Consider the following 15,531-nt stretch of genomic DNA (forward strand, 5'->3'; position numbering starts at 1 on the left):
TTATAGTGGTTTTATATGATGTGGATAAGCATATAATAAAGAAAAACAGGTGTAAATTCTATTTTGTAGAACTTACACCTGTTCGTTTGAAAAATAATTTTTACTTCTCTTTATGTCTATTCGCGCGTTTCTTACGAATTTCAGCTTTCATTTTTGCTGCACCGGAACCGTGCTGGCCGGTAATGTAGGTTTTCTTTTTGGCTTTGGTCTTTATTTTGTTTTCTTCTTTAGGCTTGTCTTTTTTGCCTTTGAAAACAATACCGCCCATCATTGCTTCTTCTATACTCACGTTATTAATGTATTAAGTATTAATGTTCATTACTGTGCTGTGGGATGTATCGGATGCTTACTTGGCAGGCAGTACTTCAATCCAATAATCATCAGGGTCGTTGATGAAATATAATCCCATAGCGGTATTTTCAAAACATACCCAGCCGTTCTCTTTATGATATTGACGGATGGCGTCGTAATCTCCGGCTACACGGAAGCAGAGGTGGCTTTCATTCTCACCAAGTTCGTAGGCTTGGGGGTGTTCTTTCAGGCAGGTTAGTTCCAATAGGAAACTTGTGCTGCTGTCTGTGAGGTAAACCAGCGTGAAAGAGCCGTCTGCCGACTCTTTCCGATGATGTTCTTTCAGTCCCAACGCCTTCTCGTAGAAAGCGATACTGCGTTCCAGATCGGTAACATTTATATTAAAATGATCAAATTTGCTTTTTATTTCCACTGTTGTTACTTATTTAGGTTTAAATTATCGGTTTATTTGATTTTTGCTTTCAGGATTTCGCCGATGTATGTACGCGGCATACCTTCTATCATAGCTTGTGACGGAACTTTCTTGCATTCCAAAATGACGGAAGGTTCTGTCTGGCCGTTGGGATAGAAGCGCACGGTGTAGTTTTGGGCTGCATCCATTTGTGCATAAGGTTGTTCCGGTGACAGAATAGTGAATATGACAGGTTTGTTACCGGCAATTTTTCCTAACGAACCGCCGGCATTGGCAGTCATCATAGTCATGTTGAAAGGTTCTTCGCCAATCACAATTACTAATTTGCCGTTTCCGGTTTCAATAGTATTGAACGGAATGGCATCCGGCGCTATTTCTCTATAAGCAGCCGGGGATGCCGGTGCATTTGTTTGCATGGTAGTGACGGTGACCGGTGTTGCAGCGGTCTTGGGAGCTTTTATTGTGACCTGTGTTTTTGGAGTAATCACTGTTGTACCGGAATTGACGAGTGCTTTGGTCTCTTTCTTCTCTTCTTTTTTCTCCTCTACAGGGGCTTTGGCTGTAGTGGCACTTAAGGCTTCTGTGACATCGATGCACAGGTCATCTACAAAATCCACCGTCTTTCTGCGCCATTTGGCAAGGCCGCGCACCAGTTTGGTTTTGGACTTATTCAAAGCGTACCGGTCGGTAATCCATTCTTCGGCGATATATTTTTCTTTTCCTTCGCGGTAGCTGAAACGGATTTTCTCTACTTCAAGGATACACTTCTCCGGTTGGCAGGTAACGGTGAGCTGATAAAGTATTTTTGTTCTGTCCAGCGACAATGCTGTAGAACTGAACACAATCCATTCGTCACCCATGCCTACAATCTGTCCTTTAGCCTTGTCAGAGAAAACTATGCGGCTGTTGTTTTCATTTTTTGCCAGTCGTGCATCCATCCATTTCAACAGGCGGGAGTAGATTGTATCTTGAGACATACCCGGAATGCTGAAGTCCTTGGTAAATATCACTTTACCCTCCACTTCCGGAACAGCGCCGGCCAGATATTTACTGTCATCTCTTTGGGCGTGCAGCAAGGCAGGCATACAGAGGCAGAATAGTGCAATAAAAACTTGTGTAAAATTTTTCATAATGCTATGTTTTATTTAGTAATATCAAAACTTTCGCCTCGGCGGGAAATTGTGAGAAAACGGCAACCTTTGCTTTCGGCAAAAGTACGGAATGCGTTGCCGCCCTGATAGTCCTCGCTGAAGTGCATAGGTGCAAATATAGTGCTTTTTATTCGTTCCACGAATTGTTCTGCACCGCGCATATAATCTTTTCCGATGCGGCTGTCCACCGGAAACATGGCTACATCTACCTGAGGGACCTTTTGTTGCAGGTTTTTTATTTCTGCAAGAAAGTCTCCTTCTGCTTTACGTATTTCCTGCGGTGTGGATTCTTCGCTCCAGTGCCAGTTGTTCAGGTCGCCGGCATGGAACAGGCGGATGCCCTGCAAATCTATCAGAAAAGAGATGCCGACATCGGTAGAGCCGAAAGCTTCGATACGGATATGTTCGTCCTTGCAGACATCGCCTTTATTAATATAGGTGGCATCTTCCGCCGTTGCACGCCGGTGTTTCAGAATATCTTTGGAAAAGATGTACCGGATATCGGGGCGCTCTTCTTTCCATGAAAGAACTTCGCGATTGAAGTGGTCGGGGTGGAAGTGCGAGGAGAGTACGTAGAGTATTCCCGGTTTTTTTAACAGACGGTCATGTATGATTCCCCGGTTCGGTACCTCTTCCGAGGAGTCCTTGTAGTAGTCGATAATGACCGTCACGCCGTCCGCTTCAATTGCGAAGCCGCTATGGTAGATGTAATCAAGTTTCATTGTACGGATTCAATTATAGCGCAATATTACAAAAAACGCTACACAAACTTCCGGTTTAGCTGTTATTTTATGCAAAAGTCCTACATCGGTACTTCCATCAGCAGGATGTGTGAATCCTTCAGAGTCTCTATTTCAAAGCTGTTGGTTTCATACACTCCCATACCGTCACGGCGGGACAGTACTGTGCCGTCTACTTTTATTTCACCCTCTATTAGAAAGATGTACACGCCTGCGTGCGATTGGTGCAGGTGATAGCCCAATTTCTTTCCCGCCTCTACTTCTCCCAAAGAGAACCATGTCTGTTGCAGCGTTTTGGCGGGAGCGTTGCCATCGGGAGATACGATGAGTGCAAGTTCGTTTTTATGCAGATAAGGACGGATGTCATAATCCTGATAGGCAGGCGGTGTATTCAGTTTTTCGGGCATTATCCAGATTTGGAGAAGCTCCACTGTTTCGGTATCACTGCCGTTCATTTCGCTGTGATAGATGCCTGTGCCGGCACTCATCGTCTGGATGTAGCCTGCGGTGATGGTGCGCTTGTTCTGTTTGCTGTCACCATGTTTCAGCTCGCCTTTCAGGGGGATGGTGATAATCTCCATATTCTTATGCGGATGAGTGCCAAATCCTTGTCCGGGAGCTATCCGGTCGTCGTTTAATACGCGCAGGGCGCCGAAGTTCATACGGCGGGGATTATAATACTCGTCAAAGCTAAATGTATGGTAGCTGTCGAGCCAGTCGTACAGAGAATGTCCGCGGCTTTCGGCTTTGTCTATTACTTTTTTCATAATCAGTCTTTTTTTTAAAATGATTTATCTGTATGTAACAAGCAAGTGAGCCGGAAAGTTTAGACCGCGAATCATTAATGTTTTATAAATAGTCTTTTACAGCTTGACTTCGTTCTCAAGTTTCTTATGTTCCATGAAGTCCTTTATATTCAGCAGAGTGGTAGCTGCGATGTTGGCAAGTGCTTCACGGGTGAAGAATGCTTGGTGTGAAGTTACTATTACATTATTGAAAGACAGCAGACGCGCCAGCGTGTCGTCGTCAATAATTTTATCCGACTGGTCTTCGTAAAAATATTCGCTTTCCTCCTCATACACATCCAGTCCGGCAGAACCGACTTTTTTGTTTTTCAGTCCTTCTATCAAAGCGTTGGTGTGGATGAGTTGCCCTCTACCGGTATTGATAATCATTACACCATCTTTCATTTTGCTGATGGAGTAGTCGTTGATAAGGTATTTGGTCTGTTCTGTGAGAGGACAGTGCAGGGAGATGATGTCCGAACTGTGGTACAATTCATCCAGCGTGGTGTACACAACTTGATGCTCACGGGCAAAGTTATGGTCGGGATACAAGTCGTAGGCAAGGATGTTCATGCCGAAACCGCGCAGGATGGTGATTAATTTTTTGGCAATCTTACCGGTTCCGATGATACCGGCGGTTTTGCCGTACATATCGAATCCTAAAAGGCCGTGCAGGGAGAAGTTGCCGTCACGTGTACGCCAAGTGGCGCGGGGTATCTTCCGGTTAAGGGAGAGCATGAGGGCAACCGTGTATTCGGCTACCGCATAAGGAGAGTAGGCGGGGACGCGTACAACGGTGATACCGTTTTCCGCTGCCGCTTTCAAGTCTACATTATTATATCCGGCACAGCGCAGGGCAAGGAGTTTCACTCCGTTTTCCGCCATTTGCCGGATGACTTCCGCGTCGGCTGTATCGTTTACAAAAATGCAGACGGCATCCACGCCTTGCGTTAGGATAACGTTATTCAGGTTGAGGTGCCCTTTATAGAAACGGAGTTCAAAACCGTATTCACTGTTTTTTTCATTGAATGAAGCCTCGTCGTAGGGCTTGCTGCCGAAGAATGCAATAGTATATGCCATGAGTTTTTAAGTTTTAGAATATTTCGCTTATTACTTCAATAAATAACACATACAAAGATAATAAGGTTCAGGATATATGTTGCAGGTTGTTTTCATTGTTTCCTCTTTCAGCGATTATCGCTTGTGCTTGCTTTGCTCATATCGTTCCACCACGGGGTACTTTTCGTTCCTCCACAGAGAACTTTCCGTTCCACCGTGGAGGAACGAAAAGTACCCCGTGGTGGAACGATTTAATATTAGTAGATTTTCTCTTACTCTTTAATATATGTGTTTTGTAAATGTTTCAATAGAAACTATTGATATTTTCAATTAATATCTTTACTTGTTATAAATTAAATGCACAAAACAGTTTTTCATGTGCAATATTATTGTACCTTTGCGCCCGAAAACAATAAAAAAGATTTAGATGAGAAAAATTTCATTGATTAGCATTGCGATGTTAATCGTTTCAATTCCAACTTTTGCAGGAGGTCTCCTGACAAATACAAATCAACACCCTGCTTTTCTTCGTATGTTGTCTCGTGGCGCAAATACTACCAGTGTAGATGCTGCTTTGTCTAATCCTGCAGGTTTGGCTTTTTTGCCTAAAGATGGATTTTATACATCCTTGAGTATTCAGAGTGCGTTCCAAACAAGAAATATTGATGTCGGTTTTATGACGTATAAAGGAATTAGCGGTATTGATCCAAGTACTCAGCGACCTATTCCTGTTACCTCAGACAAGCCGTTTACCAAATATTACGAAGGTAAGGCTGCTGCACCGGTTATCCCCAGCGTATTTGCTGCCTATAAAAAGGGAGATTGGACTATTTCCGGTTTCTTTGCTATTACCGGTGGTGGTGGAAAAGCTTCATTTGACGACGGGCTGCCTATGTTCGAATCACTGGCAATGGCGGGCATTTTTCAAGAAAGCGTAGCCAAGTATGCGCAGAGCGGAGGAAAGAGTCCTATCCTGACTCCCGATATGTATACCATCAACAGTGCTATGGAGGGTAAGCAATACATTTACTCCGTACAGTTGGGACTGACTTATAAAATAACAGAATGGCTCTCTGCATTTGCAGGTGGACGCATGAACTATTTTACGGGTGGATATAAAGGTTATCTGAACGCGAACCTTAATAAGGAACTGGGGGGAACGGAACTGATGAATCTGGAACTGGACTGCGACCAGACAGGTTGGGGGCTGACTCCGGTTATCGGTGTGGATGCCAAGTTCGGTAAATTCAATTTCGGCGCGAAATACGAGTTTAAGACTAATCTGAACATTGAGAACAATACTAAGAAAAATACGGATGAAGACGGTGCGTTGGCAGCTTTCAAGCACGGTGTAAATACTCCTAATGATATTCCTTCCATGCTTTCGGTAGCTGCTGCCTATGAATTTCTTCCTGTGTTGCGTGCATCGGTAGAGTATCACTTCTATGATGATAAGAACGCAGGTATGGCAGACGGTAAGCAGAAGCATCTGACAAAAGGAACAAACGAATATCTGGCCGGTATAGAATGGGATGTAATCAGCAGGCTGACCCTGAGCGGCGGCGTGCAGTTCACCGATTACGGCTTGTCTGATGATTACCAGACAGATACCAGTTTCTCCTGTGATTCTTACTCTTTGGGTATAGGTGCAAAATTGCGGCTTTCGGAAAGAGCCGATTTGAATGTGGGCTATATGTGGACCAATTATGACGACTATACCAAAACCAGCCAAAACTATAACGGTACAGGCCTGCCCGGTACAAACGTGTATAGCCGTACAAACAAAGTTTTCGGTCTTAGCATAGACTATCGCTTCTGATATTTCATAATCCAACCTTTATATATGGAAGAAGCCGCTTCAAGTATTGTCTTGGAGCGGCTCCTTCGTTTTTTATACAGATTAGAAAGAATATTGTACCAGTAGGTTCATGCGGTTGGCATGGTTGGTGGAGTTATCGAAATTCGTACGCCAGCCGCGCAGGTATTCAGCGGCTACCTGCATATTGGGGGTGACATTCCAAAACAGGTTTGCTACGAAATACTGCCCATAGCGGTAAGTGGACGGTTCGTTGGCGGGATAGCCGTTTTCAGAGTAAAGGCGTGACATACTGTATGTACTCGAAAGAAATACCTTCGGGCTGATATTGTATTGCAGTCCGGCATACCATCCCAGCATAGGCAATGCCTGCATTTTTCCCTCCTTGTCGGGATTGGGAACGATGTCTACGTTCAGGTTACTGATGTCATTCAGGTATTGTCCGATGCCTTTTCCGTAGGTAGCTTGCCCGAATACCTGCCATTGCTTGCCCAGATTGAACGTGGTAGATGCCTGTACACCGAATCCGGTGACGGAATGAGCCTTGTCGCTCAGTGTACTGGTGTAGGTCATGCTGCGGATAAGGCCGCCCACGCGAAAGTGGCTTTGGCTGTTCCAGCCGTACTGTGCATAGGCAGTGAAGTCCGGCATACGCTGTTGTGCTATGTCAAGTTCGCCATTGGTTGTACCGTCTACAGAGGGCATTTCAACGGAAGCGTTGAAACGGAAGTTTTTCAGTCCTTTGTAGGTGTATGCCACTTGGGTGGCACGATAGAAAGTTGCTCCGTTGGGACCTTGGAAATCGACGGTGGAAGGCAATGCACCCAAGTCCATGAAACCGCCGTAGGTGTAGCCCACCGTTACATCACGAAAAGACACGTAAGCGTTGCGCAGTTGGAAACCTTTGTTGGAACCGTCCCGGAAGTTTCCGGCTGTGTACACGATGAAGTCACCGAGAATTTTGGTATGCCCCACCAGTTTCAAGAAAATGGTGGAAGTGCTGGCGTCCATTTGGAACTGGTTCCTGATTTTACTTCCGTTAGGGATGTAGGCGGGAATGAAGTCGATGTTGTCAACGATGCCGCCGAAATCATACTCTGCCGTAGCGCGTACATAACCGCCGATGCCCAAAGCAAACTTGCCTTTTCTGTCTGTCAGCAGGAAGCGCGGGGCTTGCGGCTCATGGATGTGGGGCAGTTGAGACTCGTTCATGATACGGATAATTTCGTCGCCCGCCTTGTCTATGGTAACCAATATGATACCTTTGGGAGACTCATCCTCAATAATCACTTTTTTTTGTGCATGGGCTGCAAATGTTGACAGGCCTGTGCCGCACAGCAGGAACATTACTTTTAAGATTGTTTTCATTTAAGTTAGGTTTTGGTGAATGTGCTTTGAACAACTTAAATTTAAAATGGTTTTGCGGTCATCAAAAGAAAGCGTATCTTTGCGCCCGATTTAACAAGAGTGAAATCATTAACTAAATGTATGATGCCGCGAATAGCGGTCGTGTATTCTAGAACACCACGTAAAAAACAGGAATATGAAGCAAAAAGTATCTGTACCCTTTATGCTGCTGGGCATTCTGTTCAATGTCTGTTTGATAGCAGCCAATCTTCTTGAGACAAAAGTAATTCAGGTTTTCGGCATAACCGTTACTGCCGGACTGTTAGTGTTTCCCGTTTCTTATATCATCAACGACTGCATTGCCGAGGTGTGGGGCTTTCGTAAGGCGCGCCTGATTATCTGGAGCGGCTTTGCCATGAATTTCTTTGTGGTGATGCTGGGGCTGATTGCCGTAGCCTTGCCTGCCGCTCCTTTTTGGGAGGGAGCGCCCCATTTCAATTTTGTTTTCGGTATGGCGCCGCGTATTGTTGTTGCAAGCCTGTCGGCATTTCTGGTAGGTTCGTTCCTCAACGCTTACGTCATGAGCCGCATGAAAGTAGCGAGTGGCGGACGTCATTTTTCAGCACGTGCCATTTGGTCTACGGTGGTGGGCGAGACTGCCGATTCGCTGATATTCTTCCCCGTGGCCTTTGGAGGAATTATTGCGTGGCAGGAATTGCTGGTGATGATGTGCATCCAGATTGTGCTGAAATCTCTGTATGAAGTGATGATTCTTCCGGTGACAATCCGGGTGGTGAAGGCCATTAAAAAAATAGACGGAAGCGATGTCTATGATGAGGGAATCTCTTATAAAGTGTGGAAAATTTCTGAGATTTAAAATGTTAGTTGAGGAGTTGACTCCTGTTCATATAAACAATAGCAAAAATGAATAAAGAAGCAGCATTAGTCGTGTTCAGCGGTGGGCAGGATTCGACAACTTGCCTGTTTTGGGCAAAGCGTGAGTTCAAGAAAGTATATGCGTTGAGCTTTCTGTACGGGCAGAAGCATCAGAAGGAAGTGGAACTGGCACGGGGGATAGCGCGTAAAGCGGAAGTGGAATTTGAAGTAATGGATGTTTCTTTCATTGGCAAGTTGGGGCATAATTCACTGACAGACCCCGACATGGTGATGGACCGGGAAAAACCGGCAGGCACTGTTCCGAATACTTTTGTGCCGGGGCGTAACTTGTTTTTCCTGAGCATTGCCGCTGTATATGCACGCGAGAGGGGCATCAACCATATCGTGACAGGTGTGTCGCAAACAGATTTCAGCGGTTATCCCGATTGTCGGGATGCGTTTATCAAGTCGCTCAACGTAACGCTCAACCTTGCCATGGACGAGCAGTTTGTGCTGCATACCCCGTTGATGTGGATTGATAAAGCCGAAACTTGGGCATTGGCAGATGAATTGGGAGTACTCGACTTGATTCGTCACGAAACGCTGACTTGTTATAATGGCATACCCGGTGACGGCTGCGGACACTGTCCGGCTTGTAAGCTACGCAGAGAAGGATTGGAGAAGTATCAACGTATCATAAATAAATAACAATATGACCGAATTAAAAGACCAGCTTTCCTTATTAGGAAGAAAAACTGAATATAAGCAGGATTATGCTCCCGAAGTTTTGGAAGCGTTTGACAATAAACATCCCGATAATGATTATTGGGTACGTTTCAATTGTCCGGAGTTCACCAGTCTTTGTCCCATAACGGGACAGCCGGATTTTGCGGAAATCCGCATCAGCTATATTCCCGATGTGAAAATGGTGGAGAGCAAGAGCCTGAAGCTTTATCTTTTCAGTTTTCGTAATCATGGCGCTTTCCATGAGGATTGCGTAAACATTATAATGAAAGACCTTATCCGTTTGATGAACCCCAAATATATTGAGGTTACGGGAATTTTCACCCCGCGCGGCGGCATCTCCATTTACCCTTATGCAAACTATGGACGTCCCGGAACGAAATATGAACAAATGGCGGAACATCGCTTGATGAACCGCGAATAGAATGATGGAATATACCTATCAATAGCGATTGCGGGTATGATACTTTCTTAGAATAGCGTTGATGTAATTACCTAAAACAGGTGATTGTGCAGTTTTCTTTTTCTAATGACTTTTGCAAACGGTATTAGTAACAACATAATAATCATTTCAAATTGAAAACAGCTATATCAAACCTATTCCTTTTCTTCCTGTCTGTATGTGCATTTTCGGCATACGCACAGAAGCCGGGTAAAACGATGGTTTCCGGTAAAATCTTGTCTACGGAAAAAGAAGTCGTGGATTTTGCAACGGTCTACCTGAAAGGAACCGGCTACGGGGGGATAACCAATCAAGAAGGGATTTATCATGTGAGTGCGCCTGCGGGAGACTACACATTGGTAGTGTCGGCCATCGGCTATAAGACCGTAGAGAAAGCGGTAACGCTGGTTGGAGGGCAAAGAGTGAGACAGAATATCACAATCACTCCCGAAACTCAGCAACTGGACGAAGTAACGGTAGTGTCAACGGGGGTAAGCCGTGTCAAACGCTCGGCATTTAATGCCGTGGCGGTAGATACGAAAGAACTGCAGAACACCACCAAGAATTTGAGTGACGCATTGACTAAAGCGCCGGGCATGAAACTGCGCGAGTCGGGCGGGGTAGGCTCGGACATACAGCTCATGCTGGACGGCTTCAGCGGGAAACACGTAAAGGTATTTATAGACGGTGTTCCGCAGGAAGGCGTTGGAAGTTCGTTCGGGCTGAACAATATTCCGGTGAATTTTGCCGACCGTATCGAAGTGTATAAAGGCGTAGTGCCCGTGGGCTTCGGAACGGATGCTATCGGCGGAGTTATCAATATCGTCACGAACAAGAAACGCCGCCGTTGGTTTCTGGATGCGTCCTATTCTTACGGTTCGTTCAATACGCATAAATCCAACGTGAACTTCGGGCAGACTTTTAAGAACGGTTTTACCTATGAAATCAATGCGTTCCAGAACTATTCGGACAATGACTATTACATTGACGCTCCGGTGGAAGACTTTGAAACGGGTAGGATAGACCGTGACAAGAAGGTGCGTGTGAAACGTTTTAACGATACCTACCATAATGAAGCGGTTATCGGTAAGGTAGGCGTTATCGACAAGAAGTGGGCGGACCGTTTGATGCTCGGTTTTACTTATTCCAATATGTATCAGGATGTACAGACCGGGGTGCGTCAGGATATAGTGTACGGACAGAAACATCGCAAGGGACATTCGCTGATGCCTTCGCTGGAGTATAACAAGCGCAATTTGTTTACGAAGGGATTGGATGTGGTACTGACCGTCAACTACAACAAGAACCTGACGACGAACGTAGATACAGCTTCCTATAAGTACAACTGGTACGGGGCCAGGAAACCGTTGAACTCTCCCGGCGAACAGTCCTATCAGTATTCGCGTGCCGATAACAATAACTGGAATGGTACGTTTACAGCCAACTACCGTCTCGGAAAGATACATATGCTGACATTCAATCATGTGCTGAATGCTTTCAGCCGTTCCAATACTTCATTGCTCACCAAAGAAGAACAGTCGGATGCCATAGCTAAGGAAACCCGCAAGAACATCTCCGGTCTTTCTTACCGCCTGATGCCGTCCGAAACTTGGAACTTATCCGTATTCGGTAAATACTACAATCAATTTGTTGCCGGACCGGTAGCTACCAACACCAATCAGGACGACTATGTGCGCACTACCCGCAGCGTAAAGTCCATGGGATATGGAGCGGCGGGCACTTACTTCATCCTGCCGGGGCTGCAAGCCAAACTGTCCTACGAAAAAGCCTATCGCCTGCCTACTGTCGAAGAAATGTTCGGTAACGAGGATTTGGAAATGGGAGACATCGGTATCCGTCCGGAGAACAGCGATAACATCAATCTGAACCTGAGTTACAATAAGGTTTTCGGCAGGCACTCCGTATATGTGGAAGGCGGATTGGTTTACCGTAATACCAAAGACTATATTCAGCGCAACATTACCGACTTGAGCGGCGGTAAATCCGCAGCTACTTATATAAATTACGGAAAAGTACTGACAAAAGGATATAATATCTCCGCCCGTTACGGTTTTGGCAAGTGGGTGAGCGTAGGCGGCAACTTTACGCAGATGAATGTACGTGATAATATGAAAACGTCTATATCCGGCAGTGCGGAAAATATAGCTTATAAAGAACGTATGCCCAACTTGCCGTATATCTTTGCCGATTCCGATGTGACATTCTATTGGCGCGACCTTGGGAAAAAGGGGAATGCCTTGACCGTATCTTACGACAATCAGTACTTGCATAGCTTTACTTACTATTCTTCCAAAATCGGTGCGAATAAAGGTGACTATGTAGTTCCAAGCCAGTTCTCCCACAACCTGAGCCTTTCTTACAGTCTTCATGGCGGACGCTACAACCTGTCGTTCGAGTGCCGTAACTTTACGGATGAACAGCTGTACGATAACTTCAGTCTGCAGAAAGCCGGTCGGGCGTTCTATGGCAAAGTACGCGTATATTTCGGTAATTAAATCAATGAATAGAATCAATAACGATTAGTATAATATAATAAGGTAAAACATCATGAAGAAGAATTTCTTTTTAGCCGGACTTTTCGCGACTGCGATGACAGGACTGGCATTGACATCTTGTACAGAAACAGAAGTGTCGGGCGGCGGAAACAATAGCGGGAATAAAGGCGATTTTGTAGTCGCTTCCTCTGTCGCAGCTTCGGGTAATACGACTAACGTCTTGCTGACTTCCAAGACATTGGACGAGGGGACTATTTCTACCGTCAACAACGGACTCGTCAACGACGGTGCTTCCCAATGGGTATTCTATAAAAATCAGTATCTCTACGGACTGACTTATAATCAGGGAAATGCCGGTACTACCCGTTCTTATATTATGAACTCCAATAATGAAGTGCAGGCACGTTCGGGAGAGTTTGCCGTCAAGAGGTTCACTACTTATGGTATCTACGATAAGTATATCATCACCGCCTCTACCGGTGACGGCCCTACGGAATATGCCGACGGCAACCGGTATTTGCCTAAAATGTTCTTGCTCTCTTATCTGGATGTAGCGGCTGAAACGTTCGAGACCAATGATACGAAAGTAAAAGCCTATATGTCCGAGAATTTTCTTGGAAACGGTGAGTTCGTGACATTGGCGGGCATCTTGGAGCATAACAAGAAAATATATAGCGCGGCTGTTCCCATGGGATTGAGCCAGTATGGCGCTGCCGTAGACGGCGGCAAGTACATATTGCCGGGTAATGAAACTTTGGTAAAGACTGAAGACGGCGGTTCCAACAGCAGCGCTTATAAAAAAGGTGAATTGCAATGGACGCAGTACCCCAACGAATGTTGGGTGGCAATCTTTGATGATGCTGCCATGACAACAAAGAAACTTATCAAGACAGATAAAATCAGTTATGCCTGCGGTCGTTTCAAATCTCAGTATTACCAGACTATCTGGGAAGCCGGCAACGGTGATATTTATGTATTCTCTCCAAGCTATGCCAAGACCATGAGTGATGCTCGCCAACAGACAACCTTGCCGGCAGGTGTAGTACGTATTCCTAAGGGCCAGGAAGATTTTGACAACTACTATTGTGACTTGGAGAAACAGAGTGGCGGCAAATCTTTCCTGCGTTGCTGGCATATTGCAGACGACTACTTCCTGTTATTGATGTACGATCGTCCTCTGACAGAGAAAGGCTTTGAAGCTAAAGAACTGGCTGTCTTTAAAGCGGGAAGCGAGAAGCTTACGTATGTCACCGGACTTCCGTCGGCAGACTTGATTTCCGGTTTCGGCAATACCCCGTATACAGAGGATGGCTATGCCTATATGGCTGTGACAACTACAGACGGGCATCCGGCTGTTTATAAGATAGATCCGTCCAGTGCTACTGCTACAAAAGGCATCACAGTAGAGGCAACACAGATTACAGGTATCGGCAAGCTGAGTCCCCTTAATTAAATATCATGAAGAAAGCATTTCGTAAACTGCATTTATGGCTGTCCGTCCCTTTCGGACTGATTATTACAGTTATCTGCCTTTCGGGTGCTGCATTGGTATTTGAAGATGAAGTAATGGAGTTGTGCAGGCACGACCTCTATTATGTGGAAAAGGTAAGCGGCGTTCCGCTTCCTGTGGAACATTTGATAGAGAGAGTTGCCGGGACATTGCCGGACAGTGTTACTGTTACAGGCGTCTCCATTTCTTCTGATGCGGAACGTGCCTATCAGGTCAGTCTGTCGAAACCGCGACGGGCATCCGTTTATGTAGACCAGTATACGGGTGAAGTAAAGGGTAGGAATGAGCGTGCGTCGTTCTTCCTCACCATGTTCAGATTGCATCGTTGGCTGTTAGACAGCATGAAGCCGGACGGTGGAATATTTTGGGGTAAGATGATTGTGGGGGCAAGTACGCTGATGTTCGTATTTGTGCTTGTATCAGGCATCGTCATTTGGTGCCCCCGTACCGGGAAGGCACTAAAAAACAGTTTGAAAATTACTGTTGGTAAGGGTTGGCGTCGCTTTTGGTACAATTTGCACGTGGCGGGCGGTATGTATGCACTTGTCTTGTTGTTGGCGATGGCTCTGACCGGGCTGACTTGGTCTTTCCCATGGTATCGTGCAGGCTTTTATAAAGTGTTTGGAGTAGAGATGAAACAAGGGGCAGGACATGGTGCACCGCAAACGGCTCATGGAGCCAAGCCCGGGCATAAATCTTCCTACGAAAGCCGGGAACATATCTCTCCATACGTTTGCTGGCAGCAGGTATATGAGGAACTGAAAGAACGTAATGTCGGTTATAAACAGATTACGGTTTCCAACGGTTCTGCCAATGTATCTTTTGAAGGTTTCGGTAATCAGCGGGCTGCCGACCGTTATACTTTTAATCCGCGTAACGGCGAAATAACCGGAGCTGTCTTATATAAGGATACCGATGCTTCGAGCAAAATACGCGGTTGGATATACTCTGTACATGTGGGCAGTTGGGGCGGTATGTTCACCCGAATACTGACATTTATTGCCGCATTATTAGGAGGAACGCTTCCGCTGACAGGCTATTATCTGTGGATACGGCGTATTGGGCGTAGGGCTAAGAACAATATCGAGAGCAAATCCATTTAGGTCATCTCCTCTTTCTCTTCGTATAATGTGAATTTCTTTAAAAATAAATAGCAAAGTGTAATACATATTACACTTTTTTTTATAGTAACTCTTTATTTTTGTGAAAAATATTAGTTCCTATGGCGAAGCTATCTATCATAAGAAAACTGTTTACTTCCTACAAATGGAAAGTGACAGCGCTCGTTGTGTGTGGTGTCCTTATTGGTGGAGGAGGTTTGTTTCTGTATCTTCTCCGGGCGCACACTTATCTGGGTGACGATCCTGCAGCCTGTGTAAACTGTCATATTATGGCACCGTATTATGCTACTTGGTTTCATAGTTCCCATAGCCGGGATGCTACTTGTAATGATTGTCATGTTCCGCACGAAAATGCGGTTAAGAAATGGACATTCAAAGGAATGGACGGTATGAAACATGTAGGAGCCTTTCTTACCAAAAGTGAGCCGCAAGTCATTCAGGCGGAGGCTGCCAGTTCACAAGTCATAATGAATAATTGCATTCGTTGTCATACGCAGTTGACGAATGAGTTTGTTGATGCCGGCAAGATAGACTATATGATGACTTTGGTGGGGGATGGAAAAGCCTGTTGGGACTGTCATAGGGATGTGCCTCATGGTGGAAAGAACAGTCTATCGGCTACACCGGCCGCACTTGTGCCCTACCCGGAATCTCCTGTACCGGAATGGCTTCAGAATCTGATAAAGAAATAATAACAATA

15 protein-coding genes are annotated in these 15,531 nt (G+C 45.4%); 8 read left to right on the forward strand and 7 right to left on the reverse strand.

Annotated elements, in window-relative coordinates; translation table 11 throughout:
* Positions 1-100 precede the first annotated feature (100 nt).
* The 6 genes from KG118_RS06625 to KG118_RS06650 all read right to left on the reverse strand — a co-directional run bounded on the left by KG118_RS06625 (position 101) and on the right by KG118_RS06650 (position 4,480).
* The gene (locus KG118_RS06625) at positions 101-289 is read right to left on the reverse strand and encodes a hypothetical protein (protein ID WP_117713234.1); all 189 of its coding nucleotides are present in this window, start codon (positions 287-289) and stop codon (positions 101-103) included.
* Positions 290-346: 57 nt separating this feature from the next.
* A complete protein-coding gene (locus KG118_RS06630) occupies positions 347-724 on the reverse strand; it encodes a VOC family protein (RefSeq protein ID WP_117713235.1) in 378 nt (125 codons plus the stop codon).
* Between the two features lie 32 nt (positions 725-756).
* Positions 757-1,854, reverse strand: a complete 1,098-nt coding sequence (locus KG118_RS06635; RefSeq protein WP_117713236.1) for a DUF4468 domain-containing protein — start codon at positions 1,852-1,854, stop codon at positions 757-759.
* Between the two features lie 11 nt (positions 1,855-1,865).
* Complete coding sequence (locus KG118_RS06640) at positions 1,866-2,597, reverse strand: MBL fold metallo-hydrolase (protein ID WP_117713237.1); 732 nt, start codon at positions 2,595-2,597, stop codon at positions 1,866-1,868.
* A gap of 80 nt (positions 2,598-2,677) precedes the next feature.
* Positions 2,678-3,382, reverse strand: a complete 705-nt coding sequence (locus tag KG118_RS06645; RefSeq protein ID WP_117713238.1) for a pirin family protein — start codon at positions 3,380-3,382, stop codon at positions 2,678-2,680.
* Positions 3,383-3,478: 96 nt separating this feature from the next.
* Positions 3,479-4,480, reverse strand: a complete 1,002-nt coding sequence (locus tag KG118_RS06650; RefSeq protein ID WP_117713239.1) for a 2-hydroxyacid dehydrogenase — start codon at positions 4,478-4,480, stop codon at positions 3,479-3,481.
* 406 nt (positions 4,481-4,886) lie between these two features.
* On the opposite strand from KG118_RS06650, the gene KG118_RS06655 reads away from it, so the two are divergent.
* The gene (locus tag KG118_RS06655; RefSeq protein ID WP_117713240.1) at positions 4,887-6,278 is read left to right on the forward strand and encodes an OmpP1/FadL family transporter; all 1,392 of its coding nucleotides are present in this window, start codon (positions 4,887-4,889) and stop codon (positions 6,276-6,278) included.
* An 81-nt stretch (positions 6,279-6,359) separates the two neighbouring features.
* On the opposite strand, the gene KG118_RS06660 is transcribed toward KG118_RS06655, so the two are convergent.
* The gene (locus tag KG118_RS06660; RefSeq protein ID WP_117713241.1) at positions 6,360-7,643 is read right to left on the reverse strand and encodes a DcaP family trimeric outer membrane transporter; all 1,284 of its coding nucleotides are present in this window, start codon (positions 7,641-7,643) and stop codon (positions 6,360-6,362) included.
* Between the two features lie 175 nt (positions 7,644-7,818).
* Here KG118_RS06660 and KG118_RS06665 point away from each other — a divergent pair, with 175 nt between their 5' ends.
* The 7 genes from KG118_RS06665 to nrfH all read left to right on the forward strand — a co-directional run bounded on the left by KG118_RS06665 (position 7,819) and on the right by nrfH (position 15,523).
* On the forward strand, positions 7,819-8,499 hold the full coding sequence (locus KG118_RS06665) for a queuosine precursor transporter (RefSeq protein WP_117713242.1): 681 nt from the start codon (positions 7,819-7,821) through the stop codon (positions 8,497-8,499).
* A 47-nt stretch (positions 8,500-8,546) separates the two neighbouring features.
* The gene (gene queC / locus KG118_RS06670; protein WP_117713243.1) at positions 8,547-9,206 is read left to right on the forward strand and encodes a 7-cyano-7-deazaguanine synthase QueC; all 660 of its coding nucleotides are present in this window, start codon (positions 8,547-8,549) and stop codon (positions 9,204-9,206) included.
* Between the two features lie 4 nt (positions 9,207-9,210).
* Positions 9,211-9,666: a preQ(1) synthase gene (gene queF / locus KG118_RS06675; RefSeq protein WP_117713244.1), complete on the forward strand. Its 456-nt coding sequence runs from the start codon at positions 9,211-9,213 to the stop codon at positions 9,664-9,666.
* 236 nt (positions 9,667-9,902) lie between these two features.
* A complete protein-coding gene (locus tag KG118_RS06680) occupies positions 9,903-12,200 on the forward strand; it encodes a TonB-dependent receptor (protein ID WP_117713245.1) in 2,298 nt (765 codons plus the stop codon).
* Positions 12,201-12,252: 52 nt separating this feature from the next.
* Positions 12,253-13,653: a DUF4374 domain-containing protein gene (locus KG118_RS06685; RefSeq protein ID WP_213388386.1), complete on the forward strand. Its 1,401-nt coding sequence runs from the start codon at positions 12,253-12,255 to the stop codon at positions 13,651-13,653.
* A gap of 5 nt (positions 13,654-13,658) precedes the next feature.
* Positions 13,659-14,813, forward strand: coding sequence for a PepSY-associated TM helix domain-containing protein (locus KG118_RS06690; protein ID WP_117713246.1), 1,155 nt, complete (start codon positions 13,659-13,661; stop codon positions 14,811-14,813).
* A 119-nt stretch (positions 14,814-14,932) separates the two neighbouring features.
* Positions 14,933-15,523 (forward strand): cytochrome c nitrite reductase small subunit, encoded by a 591-nt coding sequence (gene nrfH / locus KG118_RS06695; RefSeq protein WP_117713247.1) that lies wholly within the window; start codon positions 14,933-14,935, stop codon positions 15,521-15,523.
* Positions 15,524-15,531: the final 8 nt, after the last annotated feature.

The organism is Bacteroides propionicigenes (assembly GCF_018390535.1).
GTDB lineage: Bacteria > Bacteroidota > Bacteroidia > Bacteroidales > Bacteroidaceae > Bacteroides > Bacteroides propionicigenes.

Excerpts from the sequence above, each read along its gene's own strand:
- KG118_RS06640 (WP_117713237.1), bottom strand. The coding sequence starts at position 2,597 with ATGAAACTTGATTACATCTACCATAGCGGCTTCGCAATTGAAGCGGAC.
- KG118_RS06660 (WP_117713241.1), bottom strand. The coding sequence starts at position 7,643 with ATGAAAACAATCTTAAAAGTAATGTTCCTGCTGTGCGGCACAGGCCTG.
- KG118_RS06650 (WP_117713239.1), bottom strand. The coding sequence starts at position 4,480 with ATGGCATATACTATTGCATTCTTCGGCAGCAAGCCCTACGACGAGGCT.
- KG118_RS06655 (WP_117713240.1), top strand. The coding sequence starts at position 4,887 with ATGAGAAAAATTTCATTGATTAGCATTGCGATGTTAATCGTTTCAATT.
- KG118_RS06680 (WP_117713245.1), top strand. The coding sequence starts at position 9,903 with ATGGTTTCCGGTAAAATCTTGTCTACGGAAAAAGAAGTCGTGGATTTT.
- KG118_RS06690 (WP_117713246.1), top strand. The coding sequence starts at position 13,659 with ATGAAGAAAGCATTTCGTAAACTGCATTTATGGCTGTCCGTCCCTTTC.
- KG118_RS06685 (WP_213388386.1), top strand. The coding sequence starts at position 12,253 with ATGAAGAAGAATTTCTTTTTAGCCGGACTTTTCGCGACTGCGATGACA.
- queF (WP_117713244.1), top strand. The coding sequence starts at position 9,211 with ATGACCGAATTAAAAGACCAGCTTTCCTTATTAGGAAGAAAAACTGAA.
- KG118_RS06645 (WP_117713238.1), bottom strand. The coding sequence starts at position 3,382 with ATGAAAAAAGTAATAGACAAAGCCGAAAGCCGCGGACATTCTCTGTAC.
- KG118_RS06635 (WP_117713236.1), bottom strand. The coding sequence starts at position 1,854 with ATGAAAAATTTTACACAAGTTTTTATTGCACTATTCTGCCTCTGTATG.
- queC (WP_117713243.1), top strand. The coding sequence starts at position 8,547 with ATGAATAAAGAAGCAGCATTAGTCGTGTTCAGCGGTGGGCAGGATTCG.
- nrfH (WP_117713247.1), top strand. The coding sequence starts at position 14,933 with ATGGCGAAGCTATCTATCATAAGAAAACTGTTTACTTCCTACAAATGG.
- KG118_RS06665 (WP_117713242.1), top strand. The coding sequence starts at position 7,819 with ATGAAGCAAAAAGTATCTGTACCCTTTATGCTGCTGGGCATTCTGTTC.